Annotated in this window: 24 protein-coding genes and 1 pseudogene; 6 read left to right on the top strand and 19 right to left on the bottom strand. The window is 72.5% G+C overall.

Annotation, left to right across the window (positions count from 1 at the left end; translation table 11 throughout):
* Positions 1–270: 270 nt before the first annotated feature.
* Together ACFRAV_RS06985 and ACFRAV_RS06980 are read right to left on the bottom strand one after the other, a co-directional pair.
* Entirely contained in the window at positions 271–1626 is a 1356-nt protein-coding gene (locus tag ACFRAV_RS06985) for a replication-associated recombination protein A (RefSeq protein ID WP_351112229.1), read from the bottom strand.
* 58 nt (positions 1627–1684) lie between these two features.
* On the bottom strand, positions 1685–2320 hold the full coding sequence (locus ACFRAV_RS06980) for a vitamin K epoxide reductase family protein (RefSeq protein ID WP_382552290.1): 636 nt from the start codon (positions 2318–2320) through the stop codon (positions 1685–1687).
* Between the two features lie 147 nt (positions 2321–2467).
* Here ACFRAV_RS06980 and ACFRAV_RS06975 point away from each other — a divergent pair, with 147 nt between their 5' ends.
* The 4 genes from ACFRAV_RS06975 to ACFRAV_RS06960 are packed head-to-tail and all read left to right on the top strand — an operon-like array spanning position 2468 to position 6013.
* A complete protein-coding gene (locus tag ACFRAV_RS06975; RefSeq protein ID WP_382552289.1) occupies positions 2468–3334 on the top strand; it encodes an ABC transporter ATP-binding protein in 867 nt (288 codons plus the stop codon).
* The gene (locus tag ACFRAV_RS06970) at positions 3331–4185 is read left to right on the top strand and encodes an ABC transporter permease (protein ID WP_382552288.1); all 855 of its coding nucleotides are present in this window, start codon (positions 3331–3333) and stop codon (positions 4183–4185) included. Before ACFRAV_RS06975 ends, ACFRAV_RS06970 begins: the two co-directional genes overlap by 4 nt.
* A complete protein-coding gene (locus tag ACFRAV_RS06965; protein WP_382552287.1) occupies positions 4182–5390 on the top strand; it encodes a sensor histidine kinase in 1209 nt (402 codons plus the stop codon). Before ACFRAV_RS06970 ends, ACFRAV_RS06965 begins: the two co-directional genes overlap by 4 nt.
* Positions 5387–6013, top strand: coding sequence for a response regulator (locus tag ACFRAV_RS06960; RefSeq protein ID WP_382552286.1), 627 nt, complete (start codon positions 5387–5389; stop codon positions 6011–6013). The genes ACFRAV_RS06965 and ACFRAV_RS06960 overlap by 4 nt, the downstream gene beginning before the upstream one ends.
* A 100-nt stretch (positions 6014–6113) precedes the next feature.
* Here the strand turns inward: ACFRAV_RS06960 and hisS are convergent, their stop codons facing one another.
* Positions 6114–7376 carry a histidine--tRNA ligase gene (hisS, locus tag ACFRAV_RS06955; protein ID WP_382552285.1) on the bottom strand — a complete coding sequence of 421 codons (1263 nt, stop codon included), beginning with the start codon at positions 7374–7376 and terminating at the stop codon, positions 6114–6116.
* Between the two features lie 13 nt (positions 7377–7389).
* Positions 7390–8097, bottom strand: a complete 708-nt coding sequence (locus ACFRAV_RS06950; RefSeq protein WP_382552283.1) for an MBL fold metallo-hydrolase — start codon at positions 8095–8097, stop codon at positions 7390–7392.
* 180 nt (positions 8098–8277) lie between these two features.
* Here ACFRAV_RS06950 and ACFRAV_RS06945 point away from each other — a divergent pair, with 180 nt between their 5' ends.
* Together ACFRAV_RS06945 and ACFRAV_RS06940 are read left to right on the top strand one after the other, a co-directional pair.
* Positions 8278–9093, top strand: coding sequence for a peptidylprolyl isomerase (locus ACFRAV_RS06945; RefSeq protein WP_382552281.1), 816 nt, complete (start codon positions 8278–8280; stop codon positions 9091–9093).
* Positions 9094–9252: 159 nt separating this feature from the next.
* On the top strand, positions 9253–10482 hold the full coding sequence (locus ACFRAV_RS06940) for a DUF349 domain-containing protein (protein WP_382552280.1): 1230 nt from the start codon (positions 9253–9255) through the stop codon (positions 10480–10482).
* Positions 10483–10569: 87 nt separating this feature from the next.
* Here the strand turns inward: ACFRAV_RS06940 and ACFRAV_RS06935 are convergent, their stop codons facing one another.
* The 15 genes and pseudogenes from ACFRAV_RS06935 to pgsA all read right to left on the bottom strand — a co-directional run bounded on the left by ACFRAV_RS06935 (position 10570) and on the right by pgsA (position 26456).
* On the bottom strand, positions 10570–13110 hold the full coding sequence (locus ACFRAV_RS06935; protein ID WP_382552278.1) for a RelA/SpoT family protein: 2541 nt from the start codon (positions 13108–13110) through the stop codon (positions 10570–10572).
* Positions 13111–13317: 207 nt separating this feature from the next.
* Positions 13318–13857 (bottom strand): adenine phosphoribosyltransferase, encoded by a 540-nt coding sequence (locus ACFRAV_RS06930; RefSeq protein WP_382552276.1) that lies wholly within the window; start codon positions 13855–13857, stop codon positions 13318–13320.
* A gap of 4 nt (positions 13858–13861) precedes the next feature.
* Positions 13862–14953 (bottom strand): protein translocase subunit SecF, encoded by a 1092-nt coding sequence (gene secF, locus ACFRAV_RS06925; protein WP_351112253.1) that lies wholly within the window; start codon positions 14951–14953, stop codon positions 13862–13864.
* A 1-nt stretch (position 14954) separates the two neighbouring features.
* Positions 14955–16733, bottom strand: a complete 1779-nt coding sequence (gene secD / locus ACFRAV_RS06920; protein WP_382552274.1) for a protein translocase subunit SecD — start codon at positions 16731–16733, stop codon at positions 14955–14957.
* A 143-nt stretch (positions 16734–16876) separates the two neighbouring features.
* Complete coding sequence (gene yajC, locus ACFRAV_RS06915) at positions 16877–17323, bottom strand: preprotein translocase subunit YajC (RefSeq protein ID WP_382552272.1); 447 nt, start codon at positions 17321–17323, stop codon at positions 16877–16879.
* A gap of 179 nt (positions 17324–17502) precedes the next feature.
* Positions 17503–18582, bottom strand: a complete 1080-nt coding sequence (gene ruvB / locus ACFRAV_RS06910; RefSeq protein ID WP_382552270.1) for a Holliday junction branch migration DNA helicase RuvB — start codon at positions 18580–18582, stop codon at positions 17503–17505.
* A gap of 9 nt (positions 18583–18591) precedes the next feature.
* Complete coding sequence (gene ruvA, locus ACFRAV_RS06905; RefSeq protein WP_382552268.1) at positions 18592–19206, bottom strand: Holliday junction branch migration protein RuvA; 615 nt, start codon at positions 19204–19206, stop codon at positions 18592–18594.
* A gap of 263 nt (positions 19207–19469) precedes the next feature.
* A pseudogene (ruvC, locus tag ACFRAV_RS06900) lies at positions 19470–19991 on the bottom strand (crossover junction endodeoxyribonuclease RuvC); the annotation flags it as partial.
* A gap of 158 nt (positions 19992–20149) precedes the next feature.
* A complete protein-coding gene (locus ACFRAV_RS06895; RefSeq protein WP_382552266.1) occupies positions 20150–20902 on the bottom strand; it encodes a YebC/PmpR family DNA-binding transcriptional regulator in 753 nt (250 codons plus the stop codon).
* Positions 20903–20949: 47 nt separating this feature from the next.
* The gene (gene pdxT / locus ACFRAV_RS06890; protein ID WP_382552265.1) at positions 20950–21567 is read right to left on the bottom strand and encodes a pyridoxal 5'-phosphate synthase glutaminase subunit PdxT; all 618 of its coding nucleotides are present in this window, start codon (positions 21565–21567) and stop codon (positions 20950–20952) included.
* An 8-nt stretch (positions 21568–21575) separates the two neighbouring features.
* Positions 21576–22487: a pyridoxal 5'-phosphate synthase lyase subunit PdxS gene (gene pdxS / locus ACFRAV_RS06885; protein WP_382552263.1), complete on the bottom strand. Its 912-nt coding sequence runs from the start codon at positions 22485–22487 to the stop codon at positions 21576–21578.
* Positions 22488–22611: 124 nt separating this feature from the next.
* A complete protein-coding gene (locus ACFRAV_RS06880; protein WP_108956032.1) occupies positions 22612–23154 on the bottom strand; it encodes a hypothetical protein in 543 nt (180 codons plus the stop codon).
* A 487-nt stretch (positions 23155–23641) separates the two neighbouring features.
* A complete protein-coding gene (locus tag ACFRAV_RS06875) occupies positions 23642–24808 on the bottom strand; it encodes a glycosyltransferase family 4 protein (protein WP_382552262.1) in 1167 nt (388 codons plus the stop codon).
* Positions 24805–25758, bottom strand: a complete 954-nt coding sequence (locus ACFRAV_RS06870) for a phosphatidylinositol mannoside acyltransferase (RefSeq protein ID WP_382552260.1) — start codon at positions 25756–25758, stop codon at positions 24805–24807. The genes ACFRAV_RS06875 and ACFRAV_RS06870 overlap by 4 nt, the downstream gene beginning before the upstream one ends.
* Before the next feature lie 26 nt (positions 25759–25784).
* Positions 25785–26456 (bottom strand): phosphatidylinositol phosphate synthase, encoded by a 672-nt coding sequence (pgsA, locus tag ACFRAV_RS06865; protein WP_382552258.1) that lies wholly within the window; start codon positions 26454–26456, stop codon positions 25785–25787.
* Between the last annotated feature and the right edge of the window lie 128 nt (positions 26457–26584).

Below are 26584 nucleotides of genomic sequence, written 5' to 3'. Positions count from 1 at the left end.
GCACGCGAGTGGCCCACCGGCCGGTGACCCCGGGCGCGTGGACCGGGGGCGGTGGTGGGCTGCTCGCGACACCTTCGACGGTGCGCGACACTCCTGGATCCCCGGGCCTCGCGGCTCGGGGTTCCGGCTGGATGTCCCGCCTGGTGCGGTCCGCCGGGGCGGACTACGGGACGCAGCACTTCCGGCAATGCTACAGGGGTCGCGGCGGTGCTCCGGACACGGGTCGTCCGGGGCCCGGAGCAGCCCGGGTCCCGAGGCCCTCGCCGGCTCTCAGGAGCGCCGGCGGCCGAGGTTCTTGCGGGTCCACTCCACGGCGTCGGCGTACCGCGCCTCGGAGCCGTGCCGGGTGGGCGTGTAGTACTCGCGGTCCTTGATGGCGTCCGGCGCGTACTGCTGGGCGGCGATGCCCTCGGGCAGGTCGTGCGGGTAGACGTAGCCCTTGGCGTGCCCCAGCTTGGCGGCGCCCTGGTAGTGCCCGTCCCGCAGGTGCGTGGGCACCGGGCCGGCCAAGCCCTTGCGGACGTCCTCCAGCGCGGCCCCGATCGCGGTCGTGGCGGCGTTGGACTTGGGTGCGAGGGCCAGCGCGATGGTGGCGTGGCTCAGGGTGAGGGCCGCCTCGGGGAAGCCGATCATGGCGACCGCCTGAGCGGCGGCGACCGCGACGGACAGGGCGTTGGGGTCGGCGAGGCCGATGTCCTCGCTGGCGGAGATCATCAGCCGGCGGGCGATGAACCGCGGGTCCTCCCCCGCGTCGATCATGCGGGCCAGGTAGTGCAGCGCGGCGTCGACGTCGGAGCCGCGGATGGACTTGATCAGCGCGCTGGCCACGTCGTAGTGCTGGTCGCCGTCCTTGTCGTAGCGGACGGCGGCGCGGGCGACGGAGTCCTCGAGGGTCTCCAGCGTGATGGCGTCCTCACCCTTGGCCAGCGCGGAGCCGGCGCCCGCCTCCAGGGCGGTCAGCGCGCGGCGGGCGTCGCCGCCGGCGATCCGCAGCAGGTGCTCCTCGGAGTCCTCCGGCAGTTCCACCGAGCCGCCGAGCCCGCGTTCGTCGCTCACCGCGCGGCGCAGCAGCCCGCGCAGGTCGTCGTCGGTGAGCGGCTCCAGGGTGAGCAGCAGGGAGCGCGAGAGCAGTGGCGAGATCACCGAGAAGTAGGGATTCTCGGTGGTCGCGGCGATCAGGGTGACCCAGCGGTTCTCCACCGCGGGGAGCAGGGAGTCCTGCTGGGCCTTGCTGAAGCGGTGGATCTCGTCGAGGAAGAGGACGGTCTCCTTGCCGAAGCCTCCGGTGGCGCGGCGGGCGCCGTCGATGACCGCCCGGACCTCCTTGACGCCGGCGGTGATGGCGGAGAGCTCCACGAACCGCTTGTCGGTGGCCTTGGAGATGACGTAGGCCAGGGTGGTCTTGCCGGTGCCGGGCGGTCCCCAGAGGATCACCGAGGAGGGCCCGGCCGGACCGGAGGCCCCCTCGCCGACGAGGCGGCGCAGCGGGGAGCCGGGCTTCAGCAGATGCCGCTGGCCGAACACCTCGTCGACCGTACGCGGACGCATCCGGACCGCCAGCGGGCTGGCGGCCGGGTCCTTCTCCTGGCGTTCTTCGGCTGCGGCGGTGAACAGGTCGGGCTCCACACAAAAACCCTAAGCCACCGCGCCGACAGCGCTGGGCCCGGAGTCCGGGCCCCGGGGGTCAGGCCCAGAGGTTGGCGCCCCAGCGGGTCACGATGAGGATCGCGATGATGCCGATGTGCAGCACCGGAAGCGCCCAGGTGAACTCGGCGAAGAAGGTGCGCAGGGGCTTGGGGGCGGGCAGGAAGCCGTGCCGGACGTTGAACGAGGTCACGTACCAGAACATGAGGATCGTCACGGTCCAGGCGAGCATGCACCACAGGCAGAGACGGTTGATCTCGTACAGCGACTGGATCATCAGCCAGGTGCAGAAGCCCACTCCGAAGAGCGTGCCGGCGTTGAAGGTGAGCCAGTACCAGCGGGGGAAGCGGGCGCCGGCGAGCACGCTCATGCCCACACAGACGACGATGCCGTAGGTGACCAGCCCCAGCAGCGGGTTGGGGAAGCCGAACGCCGCCGCCTGGTCGCTCTCCATGATGCTCTTGCAGGAGAAGATCGGGTTCAGGCTGCAGGCCGGCAGGAAGTCCGGGTCCTCGAGGATGTGGAACTTGTCCATCGTGATGATGCCGGAGGCGAAGACGCCGAGCAGACCGGTGATCACCAGCAGCAGCCCGAGGCCCCGGCTGCCGCCCTCGCGGCGCGGGCCGTCGTCGCCGGTCCTGGGCGCCGGTACGTCCACTCTCGTCATGCTGCTCATCACACCGATCCCTTGTTGTGGCAGGGGTTGAAGAAGAGGCTGGGGCACGGCCAATTGTGCCGCAGTCTGCCGCCTCCACCGTTCGACGGACATAAAAAGGGCCGCCCGGTGGTACCGACGGCCCCCGGCAGACGGGACGCTCGACCCATGAACGCACATATGGACGAACCCGCGGTCGAGGTGCGCGGGTTGCTCAAGCGTTACGGGGAGAACACGGCGGTCGACGGTCTGGACCTGATGGTCCGGCGCGGGGAGGTCTGCGGACTGCTGGGGCCCAACGGGGCCGGCAAGACCACCACGGTGGAGATCCTGCAGGGCTACCGCGACCGCGACGCGGGCGAGGTGCGGGTCCTCGGCGAGGATCCCGCCCGGGCCCCGCGGTCCTGGCGGGCGAGGGTGGGGATCGTCTGGCAGGACGAATCGGCTCCCGCGGAGTTGACGGTGCGCGAGACCGTGCGCCACTTCGCCCGCTACTACCCGCGCCCCGCCGACCCGGACGAGGTGATCGAGCTGGTGGGCCTCGCCGGGAAGACCGGCGCGCGGGTCAAGTCGCTCTCCGGCGGTCAGCGGCGCCGGCTGGACGTCGCCCTGGGCATCGTCGGCGGGCCTGAGCTGCTCCTGCTGGACGAGCCCACCACCGGTTTCGACCCGGCCGCCCGGCGGCAGTTCTGGGACATGATCCGCGCCCTGGCCGCCACCGGCACGACCATCCTGCTGACCACGCACTACATGGAGGAGGCCGAGGCGCTGGCCGACCGCGTCGCGGTGGTGCACTCCGGCCAGGTCGTCGCCGCGGGCACCCCCGAGGGGCTGCGCGCCGAGTACGGCTCCCAGGCCCTCGTCTCCTGGACCGACCCCGACGGCACGCCGCGCTCCGAACGCACCGACACGCCGACCCGCACCGTCGCCGCCCTGCTGCCGCGCTTCGACGACGAGATACCCGGGCTGACGATCACCCGCCCCACCCTCGAGGACGTCTACCTGCGGCTGACCGGACAGGAGCACGCGCGATGACCACGACCACGACCGCCCGCGCCGCGCGGGACGCCGTGAAGGCGGCCACGCCGCTGCCGGGAGCCTGGCGCGTCGGCCTGTCCCGGGGCGGCCTGGAGATCAAGCAGTTCTTCCGCGACCGGACGCAGGTGGCCTTCACCCTCGCCTTCCCGGTCGTCTTCCTGATCCTGCTGTCGTCGATCTTCGGGGAGGAGATCGAGGAGGCGAACATCAGCGTCGCCCAGCTGTTCGTGCCGTCGATGATGGGCTCGGGCCTGCTGGCCTCCAGCTTCCAGTCGCTGGGGACGTCCATCGCGCACGAGCGGGAGAATCGGTCGCTGCGGCGGCTGCGCGGCACGCCGATGCCGCCGGCCGCGTACTTCCTCGGCAAGGTGTGGCTGGTGCTGCTCACCGGCGTGGTGGAGACCGCGCTGCTGCTCGTGGTGGGCGTCGTGGGCTACGGACTGGAGATCCCCACCGATCCGGTGCGGCTGTTCCACCTGCTGTGGATCATGCTGCTCGGGATGAGCGCGGGCGCGCTGCTGGGTGTGGCCATCAGTTCCGTGCCGCGGACCGGGGCGGGCGCGAGCGCCGTCGTCATCCTGCCGTTCACGATCCTGCAGTTCGTCTCCGGCGTCTACATCCCGATCAGCTCGCTGCCCGACTGGATGATCCAGGTGGGCTCCCTCTTCCCGCTGAAATGGATGTGCCAGGGGCTGCGCGGGGTGTTCCTGCCCGACGCCGCCAAGGTCCTGGAACCCGCGGGCGACTGGGAGTTCGGGCGGGTGGTCCTGGTCCTGGCCGCCTGGTGCGTGGGCGGACTGCTGCTCTGCCTGACCACCTTCCGGTGGAAGTCCAGGACCGACGGGTGAGCGGCGCGCTGCCGGCGGTACGGGGCGGCGTGCCCTGGGTGGGCAGCTCCCGCTTCTGGCGGGTCTACCACGCGGTGGTGTGGGCGGTCACGCTCGCCCTGGTGCTGGTCGGCGGTCCGCTGACCGGGGTGGCCCGGCCGCTCGCGGCCGGGCTGCTGGCCCTCGCCCTGCCCTGGTACCTGCTGCTGGGCCACCGGGTGCTGGAGGACGAGGGCGCCGACGGACGGCGGTCCCTGGTCTACTTCGTCGGCCTGCTGGCGCTGTTCCTGCCGGCCGCCACCCTCAACGGCGAGGCGCGCACCCTGGCCTTCGCGCTGATCCCGCAGTGCTTCACCGCCCTGCCGCTGCCCCGGGCGGCGGTGGCGGCGGCCCTGATCAGCCTGGTGCCGGTGACGGGCTGGGCGCTGACCTCCCGGCCCACCCCTTCCACGCTCTACCACAGCGGCGGGGCCGCCCTGGCGACCCTGGTCTTCTCGATCACGTTCGGGGCGTGGATCGTGCGGATCGTCACGCAGAGCAGGGAGCGGGCCGAGCTGATCGCGGAGCTGGAGGCGAGCCGGAGCGAGGCGGCCCGGCTGTCCGCCGCACACGGGGCCCTCGCGGAGCGGGAACGTTTCGCCCGGGAGATCCACGACACCCTCGCCCAGGGGTTCACCAGCCTGCTGATGCTCACCCAGGCGGTGGAGGCGGAACTGGACGACGACCCGGCCCAGGCCCGCCGCCACCTGGAGCTGATGGCCCGCACCGCGCGGGAGAACCTGGCCGAGGCCCGGGCGCTGGTCGCCGGGGGCACGCCGGCCGGACTGGACGGGGCCTCCCTGGCGGACGCCCTGCGCAGGCTCGCGGAGCGGCACGGCGCGGTGCTCGAACTCTCCGGCGCGGTGCGCGCGCTGCCCGCCGGCGTCGAGGTGGTGGCGCTGCGGGCCTGCCAGGAGGCGCTGGCCAACGCGGCCAAGCACGGCGGGGAGGGTACGCGGTGCTCGGTGACCGTCGACTACCGGGACAAGGAGGTCGTCCTGCGGGTCACCGACGACGGCCGGGGCTTCGACCCGCGGGAGCCCACCACCGGGTACGGTCTGGCCGGCATGCGGGCGCGGGCCGCGGAGGTGGGCGGGACCGTGCGGGTCGTCAGCGGCACCGGGCGGGGCACGGACGTCGCCGTCCTGCTGCCCGCGCCCGACGAGGAAGGGGAGGACTGCCGGTGATCCGGATACTGCTCGCCGACGACCACCCGGTGGTCCGCGAGGGGCTGCGCGCCATGCTGAACGCGGAGCCGGGCCTGGAGGTGGTGGGCGACGCCTCCAGCGGTCCCCGGGCCGAGGCGCTGGCCGCGGAGCTGGCGCCGGACATCGTGCTGATGGACCTGCGGATGCCCGGCGGGGACGGCGTGGAGTCCATCGAGCGGATGGCGGCAGCGGGGCTGTCCTGCCGGGTGGTGGTGCTCACCACCTACGAGACCGACCGGGACATCCTGCGGGCGGTGGAGGCGGGCGCGGCGGGTTACCTGCTCAAGGACCTCCCCCGCGGGGAGCTGGCCGAGGCGATCCGCCGGGCTGCGCGCGGGGAGACGGTGCTCGCGCCCTCGGTGGCGGCGCGGCTGGTGGACCGGCTGCGCGGTCAGCCGGCGCGGCCCCGGCTGTCCGCCCGCGAGACGGCGGTCCTCGCGCTGGTGGCCGAGGGGTGCACCAACGCGGAGATCGGGCGGCGCCTGCACATCGGCGAGTCCACGGTGAAGACCCATCTGCTGCGGGCCTTCGCCAAGCTCGAGGTGGACGACCGCACGGCGGCGGTCACCACCGCCCGGCGGTGGGGTCTGCTCCCGGACTGACGCCGCGCCCGCCCGGTACCCGCCGGGGGCGGACACGGACCGGGGGGCCCGCGCACATCCGTGCGGGCCCCCGGTTCCGTCGACGCGGTCCGTGGCGGGTTCAGCCGAGCCGCGACTGGAGCTCGGCGATGATCTCGCCGACGCCGACCGCCGTCTGCTCCCCGGACTCCATGTCCTTCAGCTGGACGACGCCCTCGGCGAGGTCCCGCTCGCCCGCGACGATCGTGAAGCGCGCCCCGGAGCGGTGCGCGCTCTTCATGGCGCTCTTGAGCCCCTTGCCGCCGAAGCAGAAGTCCGCCGCGACGCCCACCTTGCGCAGCTCGGTGACCTTCGCGAACAGCAGGCGCCGCGCCTCCTCGCCCATCGGCACGGCGAAGACGCTGGTGGTGGCGGGCAGGTCCAGCTCCACGCCCTCGGCCTCCAGGGCGAGCACCGTGCGGTCGACGCCGAGCGCCCAGCCCACGGACGGCAGCGCCGGGCCGCCGATCATCTCGGAGAGGCCGTCGTAACGGCCGCCGCCGCCCACCGCGGACTGCGAGCCGAGGCCGTCGTGGACGAACTCGAAGGTGGTGCGGGTGTAGTAGTCCAGGCCGCGCACCAGCTTGGGGTCGTCCTCGAAGACGACGCCCGCGGCCGTGATCAGCTCGCGGACCTCCTCGTGGTAGGCCTTGCAGGCCTCGCACAGGTGGTCCTTGAGCAGCGGCGCGTCGACGAGCTGCTTCTGCACGTCGGCCCGCTTGTCGTCCAGGACGCGCAGCGGGTTGCTCTCGGCGCGGCGCAGCGTCTCCTCGTCGAGGTCCAGGCCGCGCAGGAAGTCCTGCAGGGCGGCCCGGTAGGCGGGGCGGCACTCCTTGTCGCCGAGGCTGTTGAGCAGGATGCGGAAGTTCCGCAGGCCCAGCGAGCGGTACGCCTGGTCGGCGAGGATGATCAGCTCGGCGTCCAGCGCCGGGTCCTCCGCGCCGATCGCCTCGGCGCCGACCTGCGAGAAGTGGCGGTAGCGGCCCTTCTGGGGGCGCTCGTAGCGGTAGTAGGAGCCCGAGTACCAGAGCTTCACCGGGAGGTTGCCGGCCTTGTGGAGGTTGGCCTCCAGCGCGGCGCGCAGCACCGAGGCGGTGCCCTCGGGGCGCAGCGCGAGCTCGCTGCCGCCCTTGGTGGTGAGGGTGTACATCTCCTTGGTGACGATGTCGGTGGACTCGCCGACGCCGCGGGCGAACAGCTCGACGTCCTCGAAGCCGGGCGTCTCGATGTAGCCGTAGCCGGAGTTGCGCAGCGGGGCCGAGATCGCGTCGCGGACCGCCAGGAAGCGGGCGGAGTTCGGCGGGATCAGGTCGTAGGTGCCCTTGGGGGCCTTGAAAGTGCTCACGGGTGTTCTCTCGTCACATTCCTCGTCGGGGGGCCCTCAGGCCCTCCTGGCCGGCGGCCACCTGCCGCAGGTAGGGGTTGGTGGCGCGCTCCTGGCCGATGGTCGTCTGGGGGCCGTGGCCGGACAGGACGACGGTGGTGTCGTCCAGCGGCAGGCACACGCGGGACAGCGACGCGAGCATGTCGTCCATGTCGCCGCCCGGCAGGTCGGTCCGTCCGACGGAGCCGGCGAACAGCAGATCCCCGGAGAAGAACACGGACGGCACGTCCGCGCTCTCGGGCATCCTGAAGGTCACCGACCCCTTGGTATGGCCGGGTGCGTGCGCGACGGAGAACTCGAGGCCGGCGAGTTCCAGCGCGGAGCCGTCGGTCAGCTCCTTGACGTCGTCGGGCTCCCCGACGGTCAGCTCACCCATGAGCGGCATGCCGATGGACCGGCCGAGCGCCTTCTCGGGGTCGCTCATCATGTACCGGTCCGCCGGGTGGATCCAGGCGGGCACGTCGTGCGCGCCGCACACCGGGACCACCGAGGCGACGTGGTCGATGTGTCCATGGGTGAGGACGACCGCGACGGGCTTGAGCCGATGCTTCCTGAGCGTCTCCTCGACTCCCTGGGCGGCCTGGTGGCCGGGGTCGATGATCACGCATTCCTCGCCGGCACCGGGGGCGACGAGATAACAGTTCGTCCCCCAGGCACCGGCCGGGAACCCGGCAATGAGCACGATCGTCCCTCGTTGTGTCGATACGGGCGGCGGCTATCCGGCCAACCCTGGCACCGGCAGCCTACCGGCGCTGCCGAATCATCGGCGAACCCATATACGGTACGGGGCACACGTACGCGGTCGGCTCAGGAGGCTCACGCGGCCCGGTCGACGCACGATTCGCACGAGGAGTGAGACCCGGTGGTCAGCCAGGAACAGCGGCGGCGTCAGCTCGCCCGGGAGAAGTTCTTGCGCCAGCAGCAGCGGCGCACCGAGACCCGCCGCAAGGCGCGCATTCGGAACGCGGTGGTCGCGTCGGTCCTCGGCGTGGTCCTGGTCGGCAGCGTCGCGCTGTACACCACGGGCACCCTGCGCGAGGACGGCGAGAACACGGCGGCGAGCGCGGACGCCTCGCCGAGCGCGGAGCCGAGCAAGGCGCCCGACCCCTGCGAGAAGCCCGCGGCGGGCAAGGTCGAGGAGATGACCTTCAAGGAGGAGCCGAAGCTCGACCTGGACAAGTCGGCGAAGTACACGATGACGCTGGACACCACGTGCGGCGACATCCCGGTCGCGCTGGACGCCGCGGGCGCGCCGCACACCGTGAACTCCTTCAAGTTCCTGGCCGGCAAGGGCTACTTCGACCACACGAAGTGCCACCGCCTGACGACCCAGGGCATCTACGTGCTGCAGTGCGGCGACCCGACGGCCTCCGGCTCCGGCGGCCCGGGCTACGAACTCAAGGACGAGAACCTGAAGTCGGACGTCCTGAAGAAGAACACGTACCCGACGGGCACGGTCGCCATGGCCAACGCCGGTCCCAACACCAACGGCAGCCAGTTCTTCCTGGTCTACAAGGACAGCCCGCTGCCGCCGAACTACACACCCTTCGGCAAGCTCGACGCGAAGGGCCTGGCCGTCCTGGACAAGATCGCCAAGGCTGGTGAGAGCACCGGTGCGGGGGACGGCGCCCCCAACGCGACGGTGGTCATCGAGAAGGCGACCGTCACCGCGTCCTGATGTCAGCGGCCTGTCTGCCGTGACCACCGCGTGGGCCGATATTCGGTCGCGCGGAATGCGGACAGGCCACCCGCCGGTCGCCTATGTTGACCGGTGACGAAACTGTGGAGGATGCCCGGGGCCACGAAACACCCCGCGGCATCATGTGGAGGAGGCGCTGTGAGCAGCGACCCGTGGGGCCGCGTCGACGAGACGGGGACCGTGTACGTGCGTACGGCCGACGGCGAGAGGGTGGTCGGCTCCTGGCAGGCCGGCTCCCCCGACGAGGCGTTGGCCTACTTCGAGCGCAAGTACGAGGGCCTGGTTGTCGAGATCGGCCTCCTCGAGCGGAGGGTGAGGACCACCGACCTCGCCGCGAAGGACGCCCTGGCCGCCGTGGAGCACCTGCGCGAGCAGGTCGACGCCCATCACGCGGTGGGCGACCTGGACGCGCTGCGGGCGCGTCTGGACAAGCTCGTGGCGACGGTCGACTCGCGTCGGGAGGAGCGCAAGGCTCAGCGGGCCAAGCAGTCCGAGGAGGCGCGTCAGGCCAAGGAGGCGCTGGTCGCCGAGGCCGAGGAGCTGGCGCAGTCCGAGCAGTGGCGGTCGGCCGGCGAGCGGCTGCGCGCGCTGGTGGACACCTGGAAGGGGCTGCCGCGGCTGGACCGCAAGTCCGACGACGAGCTGTGGCACCGCTTCTCGCACGCCCGCAGCGCGTTCTCCAAGCGCCGCAAGGCCCACTTCGCGCAGCTGGACGCGCAGCGCGAGGACGCCCGTAAGGTCAAGGAGCGCCTGGTCGCCGAGGCCGAGTCGCTGTCCGGGTCGACCGACTGGGGTCCGACGGCGGCTCGTTACCGCGAGCTGATGACCGAGTGGAAGGCCGCGGGCCGCGCCCAGCGCGAGCACGAGGACGAGCTGTGGAACCGCTTCCGCGGCGCCCAGGACGTCTTCTTCGCCGCCCGCGGCTCGGTCTTCGCCGAGCGGGACGCCGAGCAGGCGGAGAACCTGAAGCTGAAGGAGGAGCTGGCCGAGGAGGCCGAGCGGATCCTCCCGGTCACCGACCTCAAGTCGGCGCGTGCCGCCTTCCGTTCGGTCAACGAGCGGTGGGAGGCCATCGGTCACGTCCCGCGGGACGCGCGGCCGAAGGTCGAGGGCCGGATGCACGCGGTGGAGCGGGCGATCCAGGAGGCCGAGGAGGCCGAGTGGCGCCGCACCAACCCGGAGGCGCGGGCGCGTGCCGCGGGTCTGACCGGTCAGCTGCAGGCCGCCGTGGACAAGCTCGAGGGCCAGATCGAGCAGGCGCGCGCGCAGGGCAACACCGCCCGGGCGGAGAAGCTCGAGCGTGAGTTGGAGGGCCGTCGGGCTCTGCTGGACCAGGCCCTGAAGGGTCTCCAGGAGTTCGGCGGCTGACCGTCGCCCGACTGCTCCGAAGCCCCCGGCCGCCGTGCGGCCGGGGGCTTCGCCGTGCGGCCCCCGTGGGAAGGGCCCGCGGTGGGGTCAGCGGGTCTGCCGGGCCGAGGTGACGCGGTAGACGTCGTAGACGCCCTCCACGCCCCGTACGGCCTTCAGGACGTGGCCCAGGTGCTTGGGGTCGCCCATCTCGAAGGTGAACCGCGAGGTGGCCACCCGGTCGCGCGAGGTCTGCACGGCGGCCGACAGGATGTTGACGTGCTGGTCGGACAGGACGCGGGTCACGTCGGACAGGAGCCGGGAGCGGTCCAGTGCCTCGACCTGGATGGCGACCAGGAACACCGAGGACTGGGTGGGCGCCCACTCCACCTCGAGCATCCGCTCGGGCTCGCGGGAGAGCGAGTCGACGTTGACGCAGTCGGTGCGGTGCACCGAGACCCCGCTGCCACGGGTCACGAAGCCGATGATCGGGTCGCCGGGCACCGGCGTGCAGCACCGGGCCAGCTTGACCCACACGTCGTCGACGCCCTTGACGACCACGCCCGGGTCGGCGCTGGAGCGCCGCTTGCGGGTGCGGGCCGGCGGGATGCTCTCGTCGACCTCCTCGCTGGCCGCCTCCTCGCCGCCCATCGCCTGGACCAGCTTCTGCACGACGTTCTGCGCGGCCACGTGGCCCTCGCCGATCGCGGCGTACAGCGAGGAGATGTCCGGGTAGCGCATCTCGTGCGCGATGGTGACCAGGGAGTCGCCGGTGAGGATCCGCTGGATCGGCAGGTTCTGCTTGCGCATGGCCCGCGCGATGGCGTCCTTGCCGTGCTCGATCGCCTCGTCGCGGCGCTCCTTGGAGAACCAGGCGCGGATCTTGTTGCGGGCGCGCGGCGACTTGACGAAGCCGAGCCAGTCCCGCGAGGGGCCGGCGTTGTCGGCCTTGGAGGTGAAGACCTCCACCGTGTCGCCGTTGTCCAGGGTCGACTCCAGCGGCACCAGGCGGCCGTTGACGCGGGCGCCGATGGTGCGGTCGCCGACCTCGGTGTGGACGGCGTAGGCGAAGTCGACCGGCGTCGCCCCGGCGGGCAGCGCTATCACGTCGCCCTTGGGGGTGAAGACGAAGACCTCGTTGCGGGAGAGGTCGAAGCGCAGCGAGTCGAGGAACTCGCCGGGGTCCTCGGTCTCCTTCTGCCAGTCGAGGAGCTGACGCAGCCACGCCATGTCGTTGACCGCGTCCTTGTCCTTGCCGGACCCGCCGGAGCGCGGGGCGTCGGTGCGGACCTTGGAGGCGCCGGCCACGGCCTCCTGCTTGTACTTCCAGTGCGCGGCGATGCCGTACTCGGCGCGGCGGTGCATGTCGAAGGTGCGGATCTGCAGCTCGACCGGCTTGCCGCCGGGACCGATCACCGTCGTGTGCAGCGACTGGTACATGTTGAACTTGGGCATCGCGATGTAGTCCTTGAACCGGCCGGGGACCGGGTTCCATCGCGCGTGCACCGTGCCGAGGGCCGCGTAGCAGTCGCGGACCGTGTCCACCAGGACGCGGATGCCCACCAGGTCGTAGATCTCCGCGAAGTCGCGGCCGCGGACGATCATCTTCTGGTAGACGCTGTAGTAGTGCTTGGGGCGCCCGGTGACGGTCGCCTTGATGCGGGCGGCCCGCAGGTCGGCCTGGACCTCGTCGATGACCGTGGCGAGGTACTCGTCGCGCTTGGGGGCGCGCTCGGCGACCAGGCGGACGATCTCGTCGTACATCTTGGGGTAGAGGATCGCGAAGGCGAGGTCCTCCAGTTCCCACTTGATGGTGTTCATGCCCAGCCGGTGGGCCAGCGGGGCGTAGATCTCGAGGGTCTCGCGGGCCTTCTTCTCCTGCTTCTCCCGCTTGAGGTAGCGCATGGTGCGCATGTTGTGCAGGCGGTCCGCGAGCTTGATCACCAGGACCCGGGGGTCCTTGGCCATCGCGACGACCATCTTGCGCACCGTCTCGGCCTGCGCGGCCTCGCCGAACTTGACCTTGTCCAGCTTGGTCACGCCGTCGACCAGCAGGGCGACGGTGTCGCCGAAGTCCTGGCGCAGCTGCTCCAGGCCGTACTCGGTGTCCTCGACGGTGTCGTGGAGCAGCCCGGCCATCAGCGTCGCCGGGTCCATGCCGAGCTCGGCGAGGATGGTGGTGACCGCGAGCGGGTGGGTGATGTACGGGTCGCCGCTCTTGCGCTTCTGGCCGCGGTGCCAGCGCTCGGCGACCTGGTAGGCCTTCTCGATCTGGCGGAGCGTGGACGACTCGATCTTCGGGTCGTTGCCGCGCACTATCCGCAGCAGGGGCTCCAGGACCGGGTTGTACGCGCTGGAGCGCTGCACGCCGAGGCGGGCGAGGCGGGCCCGGACGCGGCTGGAGGAGCCGGACCGCGCGGCGGCGCCGCTCGCGGCGGCGCCGGCCGGTCCGGTGGTGCGGGTCGAGGGCCGGGGGCGCGCCTCCTCGGCCGGCGCGGCGGCCGTCCGTTCCTGGGCGCGGGCGGGCGCCGCCGGGGCGGCGGGCTCCTCGCGGATGTCCTGCGCGTCCGTGTCCGGCGCTGGGGTCGCCGCGTCGTCCTTCGCCCGCTCGGGCTGGGCGGCGGTCAGTGACTGGGCCTCGTCTGGCAAGAGGACTCCTCGGGCGCGGTCCGGGTCACCCGGTCGGGCCCCGGAGATCCCATGGTAGCGAGCGTTCCCCCTCCGACGCCCGTCAGCCTGCCCGGCGGCCGGTTTCCCGGGACGGGGCGGCTCCGGGGAGGGGAAGAGCCGGACCCCGGGCACGAGGGCCCGGGGTCCGGCTCTGGTGGAGCTGTGCGGCTGGGTGGAGCCGAGAGGTCAGACGACGAGCAGCGCCGCGAGCGGAGCGCCGCCCAGAGCCGGCTCCACGCGGGCACGCCCGCGCAGGAAGGCGAGCTCCATGAGGACCGCGAGACCCGCGACCTCGGCTCCCGCCCTGCGCACCAGCTGCAGGGACGCCTCCGCCGTACCGCCGGTGGCGAGCACGTCGTCGACGACCAGCACCCGGTCCTCGGGGACCAGGTCCTCCGCGTGCACCTCGATCTCCGCCGATCCGTACTCCAGGTCGTACGCCTGGCTCAGCGTCGCGCCGGGCAGCTTGCCGGCCTTGCGGACCGGGATGAACCCGATCCCGGCCCGCACCGCCGCCGGCGCGCCGAGGATGAAGCCGCGGGCCTCCAGGCCCACGATCTTCGTCGCCCCGGTGCGCACCGCGATGTCCGCCAGCGCGTCGGTGAGCGCGCCGAAGGCGGCGGGGTCCGCGAGCAGCGGCGTGATGTCCTTGAACCTCACGCCGGGCTCGGGGTAGTCCTCGACCTCGCGGATGCGGCTGAGCAGCAGCGCCTGGATGTCGGTCACGGCGTCATCGCCTCCTTCCGGAGGCACGGCCGCTGCGGCCGGCCCGCGGGCCCACCACGGCGGGGCCGGAGCCCTCCGGGTCGTCCGTGGTCCCGGCGCCCACGCCGGTCACCGCGGTGGCGCCCTCGCCGGCCTGAGCCCGCTTGGCGAGCACCCGGCGCCGCAGCGCCTTCATCTGCGGCTCGGTCTCCTTGAGGTCGGCGACCAGCGGCGTGGCGATGAAGATCGACGAGTAGGCGCCGGCCGCGAGACCGACGAAGAGCGACAGCGAGATGTCGTTCAGCATGCCGGCGCCCAGGACGCCGCCACCGATGAACAGCAGGCCCGCCACCGGCAGCAGCGCCACCACGGTGGTGTTGATGGAGCGGACCAGGGTGCCGTTGATCGAGCGGTTGGCCACGTCCCGGTACGTCCAGCGGGTCTGCTTGGTGAGGTCCTTGGTCTGCTCCTTGAGGCTGTCGAAGACGACGACCGTGTCGTAGAGCGAGTAACCGAGGATGGTCAGCAGACCGATCACGGTGCCCGGGGTGACCTCGAATCCCACCAGGGCGTAGACGCCGACCGTGATGGTGATGTCGTGGATCAGGGCGACCAGCGCGGCCACCGCCATCCGCCACTCGAAGGCGATGGCGAGGTAGATGACCACCAGGACCATGAAGATCGCCAGGCCCTGCCAGGCCTTGGCGGCGATCTGCTCACCCCAGCTGGGGCCGACCAGCTCGGCGTTGATCTGCTCGGGGTCGACCTTCAGCTTGTCGGCGAGCTCGGTCTTGATCGCGTCGGACTTCTGGGTGTCGATGCCCGCGACCTGGATGCGCATGCCGCCGGTGCCCAGTCCCTGGACGATCGCGTCGTGGCCGGAGGCGTCCTCGGCGTACGACTCGGCCTGGGAGACCGAGACGCTCGTCTTCGGGGTCGTGAAGACGGCGCCGCCCTGGAACTCGATGCCCATGTGCAGGCCGGGCTTGAACAGGCCGAAGACGGCGAGGACCGTGATCAGGATCGAGACGCCGTACCAGATCTTGCGCTTGCCGACGAAGTCGTAGCCGACCTCGCCGCGGTGGAGCCGGGCGCCGAGGGTGCCGAGTTTCGACATCTCAGGCCTCCTTGGGTTCGACGAGGGCGGAGGAGGAGGGACGACGCGTGCGGCGCAGCGGGGGCTGCACGCCCAGGCGCTTCGGGTCCAGGCCGGACCAGCTGTTGCCGCTGGAGAAGAACTTGGTGCGGGCGAGCAGCGTCATCAGCGGCTTGGTGAAGAGGAACACCACGACCACGTCGAGCAGGGTGGTCAGACCGAGGGTGAACGCGAAGCCCTGGACCTTGCCGACGGTGACCACGAAGAGGACCGCGGCGGCGAGGAACGACACGAAGTCGGAGACCAGGATGGTGCGCCGGGCGCGCGGCCAGGCGCGCTCCACGGCCGGGCGCAGCGTGCGTCCGTCGCGGATCTCGTCGCGGATGCGCTCGAAGTACACGATGAACGAGTCCGCGGTGATGCCGATGGCCACGATGGCGCCGCAGACGGCCGGCAGGTTCAGCGCGAAGCCGATGCCGGGGCCGAGCAGCGACATGATCGAGTAGGTCAGCGCCGCCGAGACCAGCAGCGAGACGATCGCGATCAGCGACAGGCCGCGGTAGTAGACCAGCAGGTAGATCACGACCAGGGCGAGGCCGATGGCGCCCGCGATCAGACCCGCATCCAGCTGCTCGCCGCCGAGGGCCGGGGTCACCGTGGTGACGCTGTCCTCCTCGAAGGTCAGCGGGAGGGCGCCGTAGGACAGCATGTTCGCCAGCGCCTGGGCCTCCTCCTGGCCGAAGCTGCCGGAGATCTCGGCGTTGCCGCCGGTCAGCGCCTCGCTGACGCGCGGGTCGGAGACGACCTCGCCGTCGAGCACGATGGCGAACTGGTTCATCGGCGGGGCCTGGGTGGCCAGCTGGCCGGTGATGTCGCCGAACTTCTTGCGGCCCTCGGAGGTGAACTCCATGGTGACGGTCCAGCCGGCGCCGGTCTGGGTGTTCAGGACGGCCTGGGCGTCGTCGACGTCGGTGCCGTCGACCTCGGCGGGGCCGAGGATGTACTTCTGCCACGGGCCGTCGCCGTTGCGGCCGCAGGCGACCGTGGCGTCCTCGGGCTTGCTGTCCTTGCCGGCGGTGGCGCGCTGCTTGGGGTCGCTGCAGTCGAGCTTGGCGTAGGCGGCCTGCACCTTCGCGTCGACCGGCGGGGCGGTCTGCGCGGGCGCGGGGCTCTCCGCCGGGGCCTCGGTGGCGCCGGTGGCGTCCGGGGAGGGGGTGGCGGTGGCTGCCTTGAGGCCCTCGGTCAGCGCACGGCCCTGGGGCGAGGCGGAGGCCTTCGCGGACGGGTCGGAGGCTTCGGGGGCGGAGGGCGACGCGCTGTTCTTGCCCGTGGGGTCGGCCGACGGGGAGGCCCCGTCGGTGGCGCCCGGCGTCGGGACCGCGGCCTCGCCGCCGGAGACCTCCAGCTGCACCACGGGACGGAAGTACAGCTTGGCGGTGGTGCCGACCTGGTCCCGGGCCTGCTGCGAGTTGGTGCCCTTGGGGACGTTGACGATGATGTTCTTGTCGCCCTGGGTCTGGACCTCGGCCTCGGAGACGCCCAGGCCGTTGACCCGGCGCTCCATGATGTCGACCGCCGTGGCCATGTTCGTCGGGTTGATCGCCGACTCCTGGCCCTTCTCGGCGACCGCGCGCAGCGTGATGCTGGTGCCGCCGGCCAGGTCGATACCGAGACGCGGGGTGGTGTGGCCGGAGACGAACATGCCTCCGGTGAGCGCCACCAGGGCGATCAGGATCAGGGCGAGGGCGCGTCCCGGCTTGCCCGGCGCGTTCGCGCTGCGGCCCTTCTTAGGTGCTGCCACCTTCTCGTACTCCCTCTCGGGCCGCCGCGCGCACCTGTGCGGTCTGCGGACGGCCATGACAAGTTCGGACCCCGTACGGAACGCTGGTGTTCCCCCCCGGGGTGCGCGGGGTTCGACCGGTCACCCCCCACGCCGGAGCGTGCCTACTTGGCGTCGGACTCGCCGTCGGTCTTCTTCGGCTCGTCCTCGGCCTTCTTGCCCAGGTCCACGACCTGGTCGTCGGCGACGGCACGGGTGTCCGCGTCGGCGTCCTCGTCGGTGAGGGAGGAGGCGTCGTCGGGGACGACGTCGTCCTTCAGCTCGGCCTCGATGCCGTGCACGATGCGGTTGTACTCCTCATCGGTCAGGACGGCGCCGATGGAGTTCTTCGCGAAGAGCAGCTCCACGCCGGGACCCGCGTCGAGCAGGACCGTCTCGTCGCTGACCTCCTTGACCGTGGCGTACATGCCCCCGATCGTCCGGACGCCGGTACCGGGCTGCATCTGATTCCGCATGTCGGCGGCCTGCTGCTGCTTCTTCTTGGCCGAGCGGGTCATCAGGAACATGGCCCCGATAAGAATGATGAACGGGAAAAGGGTCAAGATATCCACGGGACGGAGATTTCCTTCGCACGACCGCGATCGTGAGCGGCCTGTTGACGGGGGTGGGGTGGGCGCCGCCCACAGGGGCGGCATCGGCGGAGTCTAAGCGAGCCCGCGCGCATGGAACAACGCCCAGCATGTCACCGGGGTTCCTTCCGTAGCGAGCTTTACCTCCCGTCACACGCCCCTCACGCCCCGAACAGGTCGCCTTGTCCGTTCCCTGCCGTCCTGCCAGCGGCGCCGGGCGGGGTGAGTCCCAGGTGGGCCCAGGCCGCGGGAGTGGCGATCCGGCCGCGGGGCGTGCGGGCCAGCAGGCCCTCCCGGACCAGGAACGGCTCGGCGACCTCCTCGACCGTCTCGCGCTCCTCCCCCACCGCGACGGCCAGCGTCGACAGGCCCACCGGGCCGCCGCCGAACAGCTTGAGCAGCGCCTCCAGCACGCCCCGGTCCAGCCGGTCCAGGCCGCGGGTGTCCACCTCGTACACCTGGAGCGCCGCGGAAGCCACCTCACGGGTGATGACGCCGTCCGCCTTGACCTGCGCGTAGTCCCGCACCCGGCGCAGCAGCCGGTTGGCGATGCGGGGGGTGCCGCGGGAGCGGCCGGCGATCTCGGCGGCGCCCTCCGTGTCGATCTCCACGTCGAGCAGCCGGGCCGAGCGGTGGATCACCCGCTCCAGCTCGTCGGGGGCGTAGAACTCCATGTGCGCGGTGAAACCGAAACGGTCCCGCAGCGGCGGGGGCAGCAGCCCGGCCCGGGTGGTGGCCCCGACCAGGGTGAACGGGGGCAGTTCCAGCGGGATGGCGGTGGCGCCGGGGCCCTTGCCGACGACCACGTCGACCCGGAAGTCCTCCATGGCCATGTACAGCATCTCCTCGGCGGGCCGCGACATGCGGTGGATCTCGTCGAGGAAGAGGACCTCGCCCTCCTGGAGGGAGGAGAGGATCGCGGCGAGGTCGCCCGCGTGCTGGATGGCCGGGCCGCTGGTGATGCGGATCGGGGCGCCCATCTCGGCTGCGATGATCATGGAGAGGGTGGTCTTGCCCAGGCCGGGCGCGCCGGAGAGCAGCACGTGGTCGGCGGTGGCGCCGCGGGCCCGGGCGGCCCGCAGCACCAGGTCGAGCTGCTCGCGGACCTTCTCCTGGCCGATGAACTCGCCCAGGTCCTTGGGGCGCAGCGCGGCCTCGACGGCCTGGTCCTCGCCGTCCGCGGAGGCGCCGACCAGCCGCTCGGGGGCGGTGAGGTCGTCGGTGGTGTCGTCCCAGTTCACCCAGGTCTCCTAGCGGGCTCGGTTGAGGGTCTGCAGCGCGGCCTTCAGCAGGCGCCCGACCTGCGGGTCGGCCTCCGCCTCGGCCTGCGGGGCGACGGCCTCGACGGCCTCGTCCGCCTCGCGGGCCGCGTAGCCGAGTCCGACCAGGGCGGCGTGCAGCTGGTCGCGCCAGCCGGCCGGGCCGGGGGCGAGGCCGGCGGCGGGGCGGGCGGGCGAGCCGACGGGCGCGCCGAGCCGGTCCTTCAGCTCGAGGAGGAGCTTCTGGGCTCCCTTCTTGCCGATGCCGGGGACCGCGGTCAGCGCCTTCTCGTCGCCGGAGGCCACCGCGCGCCGCAGCGCGTCGGGGCTGTGCACGGCGAGCATCGCCTGGGCGAGCCGGGGGCCGACGCCGCTGGCGGTCTGCAGCAGCTCGAAGACCTGCCGCTCGTCGTCGTCGGCGAAGCCGTAGAGCGTCAGGGAGTCCTCACGCACCACCAGCGAGGTCGCCAGGCGGGCGTTCTCCCCCTGGCGGAGCCGGGAGAGGGTGTCGGGGGTGCACTGCACGGCGATGCCGATGCCGCCCACCTCGACCACGGCGGAGTCCGGGGCGAGGGCGGCGACCGGGCCGCTCACGAAGGCGATCATGACGGGCGGCGGCCTTTCGGTTGCGGGGCGTCGGCCCGTGAGGGGTCGACCGGGGAGGACGTGCGGGCGGGACCGGGCGCCGCCTCGCCGCCCGGCGAGGAACCGGGGCGGGGTGAAGGCTCCGGACCGGACGAGGCCCCGGACCCGGAAGAGACCCCGGACCCGGATGAGGCCCCGGACCCGGGTGATGCCCCGGACCCGGGTGAGGCCTCGGGGGGCCTGGCCCTGGCCGGGCGGGGGCGGCCGAGGGTGCGGGTGGTGTGCTGGTTGCGCAGGGCCTGGCGGTCCACCGCCATCTGCAGGCGGTTCTGCGCCGGGGCCCGCCAGATGTGGCAGATGGCCAGCGCCAGCGCGTCCGCCGCGTCGGCCGGCTTGGGCGGCGCGTCCAGCCGCAGCAGGCGCGTGACCATGGCCCCGACCTGCGCCTTGTCCGCGCGGCCGCTGCCGGTGACGGCGGCCTTGACCTCGCTGGGGGTGTGCAGCGCGACGGGGATGCCCCGCCGGGCCGCGCAGACCATGGCGACGGCGCTGGCCTGGGCGGTGCCCATCACGGAGGTGACGTTGTGCTGGGCGAAGACCCGCTCCACGGCGACGAACTCGGGCCGGTACTCGTCCAGCCACTGCTCGAGCCCCTGTTCCAGGGCGACCAGCCGGAGCGCGGGCTCGGCGTCCACGGGCGTGCGGACCACGCCGACGCCGCGCATGGTCAGCGGCCGCCCGGCGACCCCTTCGACCACGCCGACGCCGCACCGGGTCAGTCCCGGGTCCACCCCCAGTACCCGCACAGCGTTCGCCTCCTGGCTCGTTCCCGCGTTCGTTCACCTGTTCCCGCAGGCAGGAAGGCTATCGCGCCGCACCGACAGGAGGGCCGAAGCGAACGGCGGGCCGGGGGAACGTGTCCGTCCCGCCGGCCCGCCGCAGCGCCGTGCACAGGTGACGCCTCTCAGGCGTCGACCTTCTCCATGACCTCGTCGGAGACGTCGAAGTTGGCGTAGACGTTCTGCACGTCGTCGCTGTCCTCGAGCGCGTCGATCAGCTTGAAGATCTTGCGCGCGCCGTCCTCGTCCAGCTCGACCTGCATGGTCGGGACGAAGTTGGCGTCGGCCGAGTCGTAGTCGATGCCGGCCTCCTGGAGGGCGGTGCGGACCGCGACCAGGTCGGTGGCCTCGCTGATGACCTCGAAGGTCTCGCCGAGGTCGTTGACCTCCTCGGCGCCCGCGTCCAGGACCGCGCCGAGGACGTCGTCCTCGGACAGCTCGCCCTTGGGGACGATCACCACGCCCTTGCGGTGGAACAGGTACGACACCGAGCCGGGGTCGGCCATCGAGCCGCCGTTACGGGTCATGGCGACCCGCACGTCGGAGGCGGCGCGGTTGCGGTTGTCGGTGAGGCACTCGATGAGCACCGCGACGCCGTTCGGGCCGTAGCCCTCGTACATGATCGTCTCGTAGTCGGCGCCGCCGGCCTCGAGGCCCGCGCCGCGCTTGACCGCGGAGTCGATGTTCTTGTTCGGGACCGACGACTTCTTCGCCTTCTGGATGGCGTCGAACAGCGTCGGGTTGCCGTCCGGGTCGGCGCCGCCGGTCCGCGCAGCGACCTCGATGTTCTTGATCAGCTTCGCGAAGAGCTTGCCGCGCTTGGCGTCGATGACGGCCTTCTTGTGCTTCGTCGTGGCCCATTTAGAGTGGCCGGACATCTGCCTGTCTCCTTCGCGTAACCCATCACCTACGAACGGCAGAGATCCTACAAGGCTCCCGCTGTCCGCTTCGCCCGCACCATCTCGCCGAAAAGCGCGTGCACCCGGAAGTCGCCGGTCAGCTCCGGGTGGAACGCGGTGGCCAGGGCATTGCCCTGACGCACGGCGACCACGGCGCCCTCGTGCCGGGCGAGGACCTCCACGTCCTGTCCGACCTTCTCGGCCAGGGGCGCGCGGATGAACACCCCCGTCACCGGTTCGCCCGCCACGCCGGCCATCTCGAGCGGCGCCTCGAAGGACTCGTTCTGCCGTCCGAAGGCGTTGCGGCGCACCGTCATGTCGATGCCACCGACGCTCTGCTGGCCCGAGCGCGGGTCGGCGATCCGGTCGGCGAGCAGGATCATCCCGGCGCAGGTCCCGTACACCGGCATCCCGGCCCGGACCCGCTCGCGCAGCGGCTCGAGCAGCCCGAACATCTCGGCCAGCTTGGAGATCACGGTCGACTCCCCGCCCGGCAGGACCAGGCCGTCGACGACGGCCAGCTCCTGCGGGCGGCGGACCGTGACCGGCGCGGCGCCGGCCTGTTCCAGCGCCGCGAGGTGTTCCCTGACGTCGCCCTGCAGGGCCAGGACGCCGATCACGGGACGGTCGTGATCCGTCGGCATCTGCGGTGTCACCAGCCGCGGTTGGCGTAGCGCTCCGACTCGGGGAGCACGTCGCAGTTGATGCCGACCATGGCCTCGCCCAGGTCGCGGGAGGCGTCCGCGATCACCTTGGGGTCGTCGTAGAAGGTGGTGGCCTTGACGATGGCCGCGGCGCGCCTGGCCGGGTCGCCCGACTTGAAGATGCCGGAGCCGACGAAGACGCCCTCGGCTCCGAGCTGGCGCATCAGCGCCGCGTCCGCCGGGGTGGCGACGCCGCCGGCCGAGAACAGCACCACCGGCAGCTTGCCCAGCTGGGCGACCTCGCGGACCAGCTCGTAGGGGGCGCGCAGTTCCTTGGCGGCGGCGTACAGCTCGTGCTCGTCCAGGCCGCGCAGGCGGGAGATGTCGCCCTTGATCTGGCGCAGGTGGCGGACCGCCTCGACGACGTTGCCGGTGCCGGCCTCGCCCTTGGAGCGGATCATCGCGGCGCCCTCGGAGATCCGGCGCAGCGCCTCGCCCAGGTTGGTCGCGCCGCAGACGAACGGGGTGGTGAAGCCCCACTTGTCGGAGTGGTTGACCTCGTCGGCCGGGGTGAGCACCTCGGACTCGTCGATGTAGTCGACGCCGAGCGCCTGCAGCACCTGCGCCTCGACGAAGTGGCCGATGCGGGACTTGGCCATGACGGGGATCGACACGGCGCCGATGATGCCCTCGATCATGTCCGGGTCGGACATCCGGGCCACACCGCCGTCCTTGCGGATGTCGGCCGGAACCCGCTCCAGCGCCATCACGGCGACCGCGCCGGCGTCCTCGGCGATCTTCGCCTGCTCAGGGGTGACGACGTCCATGATGACGCCGCCCTTGAGCTGCTCGGCCATGCCGCGCTTGACGCGGGCGGTGCCGGTGACGGGGGCGGACTCGGTGCCGTTGAGGGTGGACATGGTCAGGCCTCACAGGGGTGCGGAGGGGTGTTGTCCTTGTGAGGAAACGCCGCGGGGCGGGGGCGGGACAAGAGCCAATGTTCAGGTCGTGGCCTGGCCCGGGCACCGGTGGGGCGGGAGGTGGTCAGTTCACCCGCTCGACGAGCGCGGCGGGCGCCTCGTCGTCCATCTCGAACGCCATCGGGAACGGGGCGTGCCCGGCCAGGCGGAACCAGCGCACCTTGCGGTGGCGGCGCAGGGCGCGGGCGGCGCGGACCGCGTCGTTGTGGAAGCGGCGGGCCATCGGCACGCGGCGCACCGCCTCGGCGAGTTCCCGGACCGTCTCCTCGCCGCCGGGGGCCTCGCGGACGCCCTCGACCTGCTGCGCCTCGGCGAACACCGCGCGCAGTGCCTGACTGAGCTCGCTCTCGGCGATCTCGCGGTGCTCCTCCTCGGCCTGGCGGGCGGCGTGGGCCGCCTCGTACAGCACGATCGAGGCGGCGGGGTCGAGCACGCCGGCGGTCGCGAGCTCCTGTGCCACGGAGGCGCGGCGGAGCAACTGGGCGTCCAGGGCGGCGCGGGCGGCGTCGATCCGGGCGTGCAGGCGGTCGAGGCGGCCGGCGGTCCAGCTCAGGTACAGCCCGATCGCGACGAGGGCGACGAGGATCCAGATCAGCGTTGCGGTCACGCCCGGCAGCGTATCCGCCCGGCCGGAGCCTTCGGCGCGGGCCGCCTCGCACGGGGCCGGCCATGCGCGAACTGTCACGTGCGAGGGCGCCGTCCGCCGGGGCACGGTGGAGGAAACCGCTCGCCGCGGAGGCCGGGTCTTGGCCCCTGCGGAGCGAACCGTCTCGTGCGTACGCACCGCCCTGCGCCCACCCGTGCCGCCCAGCGCCCACCCGTGCCGCCCAGCGGCACGATTGCCCGCAGGCTGAACGAGCCTGCCTGCACCCCCTGCGGGCGGCTGGGCCGCCCAGGGGGCGATGGGGGTACCCCCTGGACGAAGTCCTTGGGGGAGGCGGGCGCAGGGCGGCACCTCCGCGGTGAGCGGTTCGCTCCACGGCATCGGCGGACGGGTGTTCTCCCCGCGGGACGGTTCGCTCCGCGGGGGTCGAGCGCCCCGGACCGCGCGGCACGGGGGCTCACGTCGGAGCGGAGGCGCGCCCGCGCGAGGGTCAGTCGCGGGCGAGACCCCAGCGGCGGGGCCGCAGCCCCGTGGTGGCCTCGTCCGCGCCGACCGCCGCAGCCCCCGCCGTCACCGTCTCGTAGACGGACATGATGTCGGCCCCCACCGTCGACCAGTCGAACCGCCGGACGTGCGCGCTGCCCCGCTCCCGCAGTTCCTCCCGCCGCGCGGGATCGCCGAGCAGTCGCACCGCGGCCTCCGCCAGCGCGTCCGCGTCCTCGTTGGCGTACAACTCCCCCGCCGCCCCGTGGTCCAGCACCTGCGCGAACGCGTCCAGGTCGGAGGCCAGCACCGGCGCCCCCGCCGACAGCGCCTCGACCAGGATGATCCCGAAGCTCTCGCCGCCCGTGTTGGGCGCCACGTACAGGTCGACGGACCGCAGCAGCCGCGCCTTGTCCTCGTCGCTGACCATGCCGAGGAACTCCACCCGGGAGCGCAGTTCCGCGGGGAGCGAGGCCACCGCCTCCTCCTCGTCGCCGCGCCCCGCGACCAGCAGCCGCGTCTCCGGCCGGGCGGCGAGGATCTTCGGCAGCGCCCGCATCAGCACCGGCAGGCCCTTGCGCGGCTCGTCGATGCGTCCTATGAAGCCGATCGTGCCGCCCTGCCAGTCGGGGTTCGGCTCGGCCTTGGCGAAGAAGTCGACGTCGACGCCGTTGGGGATGACCACCGCGTCGCCGCCCAGGTGCTCCACCAGCGTGCGCCGGGCGTACTCGCTGACCGCGATCCGCGCGCTGATCTTCTCCAGCGCGGCCTGCAGGATCGCGTACGCGGCGATCATCGCCCGCGAGCGCGGGTTGGAGGTGTGGAAGGTCGCCACGATCGGACCCGACGCCGCCCAGCAGGCGAGCAGTCCGAGCGAGGGCGAGGCCGGCTCGTGGATGTGGATGACGTCGAACGCGCCGTCGTGCAGCCAGCGCCGCACCCGCGCCGCGGACAGGAACCCGAAGTTGAGCCGCGCCACCGAGCCGTTGTACGGCACCGGCACCGCGCGTCCGGCGGAGACGACGTAGGGGGGCAGCGGTGTGTCGTCGTCGGCCGGGGCCAGCACGGACACCTCGTGGCCCTGCCGCACGAAGTACTCGGCCAGGTCCCGGATGTGGAACTGGACGCCGCCGGGCACGTCCCAGGAGTACGGGCAGACGATGCCGATCCTCACGCGACCGCCTCCTTGGCGTCCCGGCCGCCCGGGTCGTCACGGTCGTCCGTGTCTCCCCGGTCCTCGAGGTCCGCGATCCACAGCCGCTGCAGCATGTGCCAGTCCTCGGGGTGTTCGGCGATGCCGGAGGCGAAGGCGTCGGCGACCCGCTGGGTCATGACCACGCTCTTCTCGGCGCGCGTCCCGCTCTCCGGCACCTCCACCGGGGGGTGGATCCGCGCCTTCATCACCGGGGTGTCGTCGAACCACAGGGTCACCGGCAGCAGCAGCGCACCGGTCTGCTGCGCGAGTATCGCCGGTCCGGCCGGCATCCGGGCCTTCTCCCCGAAGAAGTCCACCTCGACGCCGGAGGCGGACAGGTCCCGGTCGGCGACCAGGCAGACCATGCCGCCCTTGCGCAGCCGCCGGGCCAGCGCGCCGAAGGCGGAGCCGCCGGTGTGCGGGAGCACCTCCATGCCCAGGCCCTCGCGGTAGGCGACGAACCGGTCGTACAGCGTCTCGGGCTTCAGGCGCTCGGCGACGGTGGTGAACGGGGTGTCCAGGTGGGTGGTGACCCAGGCCCCGGCGAGGTCCCAGTTGCCCATGTGCGGCAGCGCTATGATCACGCCGCGCTCGCCGCCGAGGGCGTCGGTGAGCAGGTGCAGGTCCTCCGCCTCCATGCCGGAGGCGATCCGCTCCCGGCTCCACGCGGGCAGCCGGAAGGACTCCATCCAGTACCGCAGGTAGGACCGCATGCCGGCCTTCGACAGCTCGGCGAGCCGCTCGGGTGTGGCGTCCGGCACCACGCGGGCCAGGTTCCGCTCCAGCCGCAGCACGCCCGCGCCGCGGCGGCGCCAGGCGGTGTCGGCGACGGCTCGCCCCAGCCGCACGGCGACCGGCTCGGGCAGCCGCTTCACGGTCGCCCAGCCCAGGCCGTACAGCGAGTCGGCCAGCTTCTCCCGCGCGCTCACCCGGCCCGCGGGCTCCTCCCGCGCGCTCACGAGGCGGCCCCCGCGGCCCCCGGGGTTCCCGCCGTCCCCGCGTCCGCCTCGGCGGCCTCGCGGCGCACCGTGACCACGCGCTGCACCAGGGTCACCAGGCTGCCCACGGCGACGATCCACAGCGCGATCGGCAGCAGCACCTCGATGCCCGGCACCCCGAAGGCGTGCAGGCCGGCCAGTCCGGCCGCCACCAGGGTGACCACCAGCCGCTCCGCGCGCTCCACCAGGCCGTTCACCGCGACCGGCAGGCCGATCGACTCGCCGCGCGCCTTGGTGTACGACACCACCTGGCCGCTGGCCAGGCAGAAGATCGCCACCGCGCACAGCAGCACGCTGTTCCCGCCGCCCGCGTACCACAGGGCGATGCCGCCGAAGATCGCTCCGTCGGCGACGCGGTCCAGCGTGGAATCCAGGAAGGCGCCCCAGCGGCTGGAGCGGCCCAGCTGGCGGGCCATGTTGCCGTCCACCAGGTCGGAGAACACGAACAGCGTGATCACGATCGTGCCCCAGAAGAACTCGCCCACCGGGAAGAAGGCCAGTGCTCCGGCGACCACTCCGGCGGTCCCCAGCACGGTGACCACGTCGGGGCTGACGCCCAGGCGGATGAGAAACGCGGCGAACGGCGTGAGAACACGCGTGAAGAATGCACGCGCGTACTTGTTCAGCATGGCCTTCCCGAGGGTCGTGGCGGCCGGCGCCCCTGCTGGCCACCGGCCCGGCCCATCGTAGCCACGCACCCTGTGCGCCGAGGGCGGGGCACCCTCGGGGCGAGGTCACGTCCTGGCCACGGCCCCGC

The sequence above is a fragment of the Streptomyces sp. NPDC056600 genome (assembly GCF_042792855.1).
Taxonomy (GTDB): Bacteria; Actinomycetota; Actinomycetes; order Streptomycetales; family Streptomycetaceae; genus Streptomyces.
Note: the sequence above shows the minus strand (reverse complement) of the source record. Positions and strands in the feature narration are given on the sequence as shown.

Excerpts from the sequence above, each read along its gene's own strand:
- ACFRAV_RS06980 (WP_382552290.1), bottom strand. The coding sequence starts at position 2,320 with ATGAGCAGCATGACGAGAGTGGACGTACCGGCGCCCAGGACCGGCGAC.
- ACFRAV_RS06975 (WP_382552289.1), top strand. The coding sequence starts at position 2,468 with ATGAACGCACATATGGACGAACCCGCGGTCGAGGTGCGCGGGTTGCTC.
- ACFRAV_RS06970 (WP_382552288.1), top strand. The coding sequence starts at position 3,331 with ATGACCACGACCACGACCGCCCGCGCCGCGCGGGACGCCGTGAAGGCG.
- pdxT (WP_382552265.1), bottom strand. The coding sequence starts at position 21,567 with ATGCCGACGGATCACGACCGTCCCGTGATCGGCGTCCTGGCCCTGCAG.
- secF (WP_351112253.1), bottom strand. The coding sequence starts at position 14,953 with ATGTCGAAACTCGGCACCCTCGGCGCCCGGCTCCACCGCGGCGAGGTC.
- pgsA (WP_382552258.1), bottom strand. The coding sequence starts at position 26,456 with ATGCTGAACAAGTACGCGCGTGCATTCTTCACGCGTGTTCTCACGCCG.
- pdxS (WP_382552263.1), bottom strand. The coding sequence starts at position 22,487 with ATGTCCACCCTCAACGGCACCGAGTCCGCCCCCGTCACCGGCACCGCC.
- ruvA (WP_382552268.1), bottom strand. The coding sequence starts at position 19,206 with ATGATCGCCTTCGTGAGCGGCCCGGTCGCCGCCCTCGCCCCGGACTCC.
- ACFRAV_RS06895 (WP_382552266.1), bottom strand. The coding sequence starts at position 20,902 with ATGTCCGGCCACTCTAAATGGGCCACGACGAAGCACAAGAAGGCCGTC.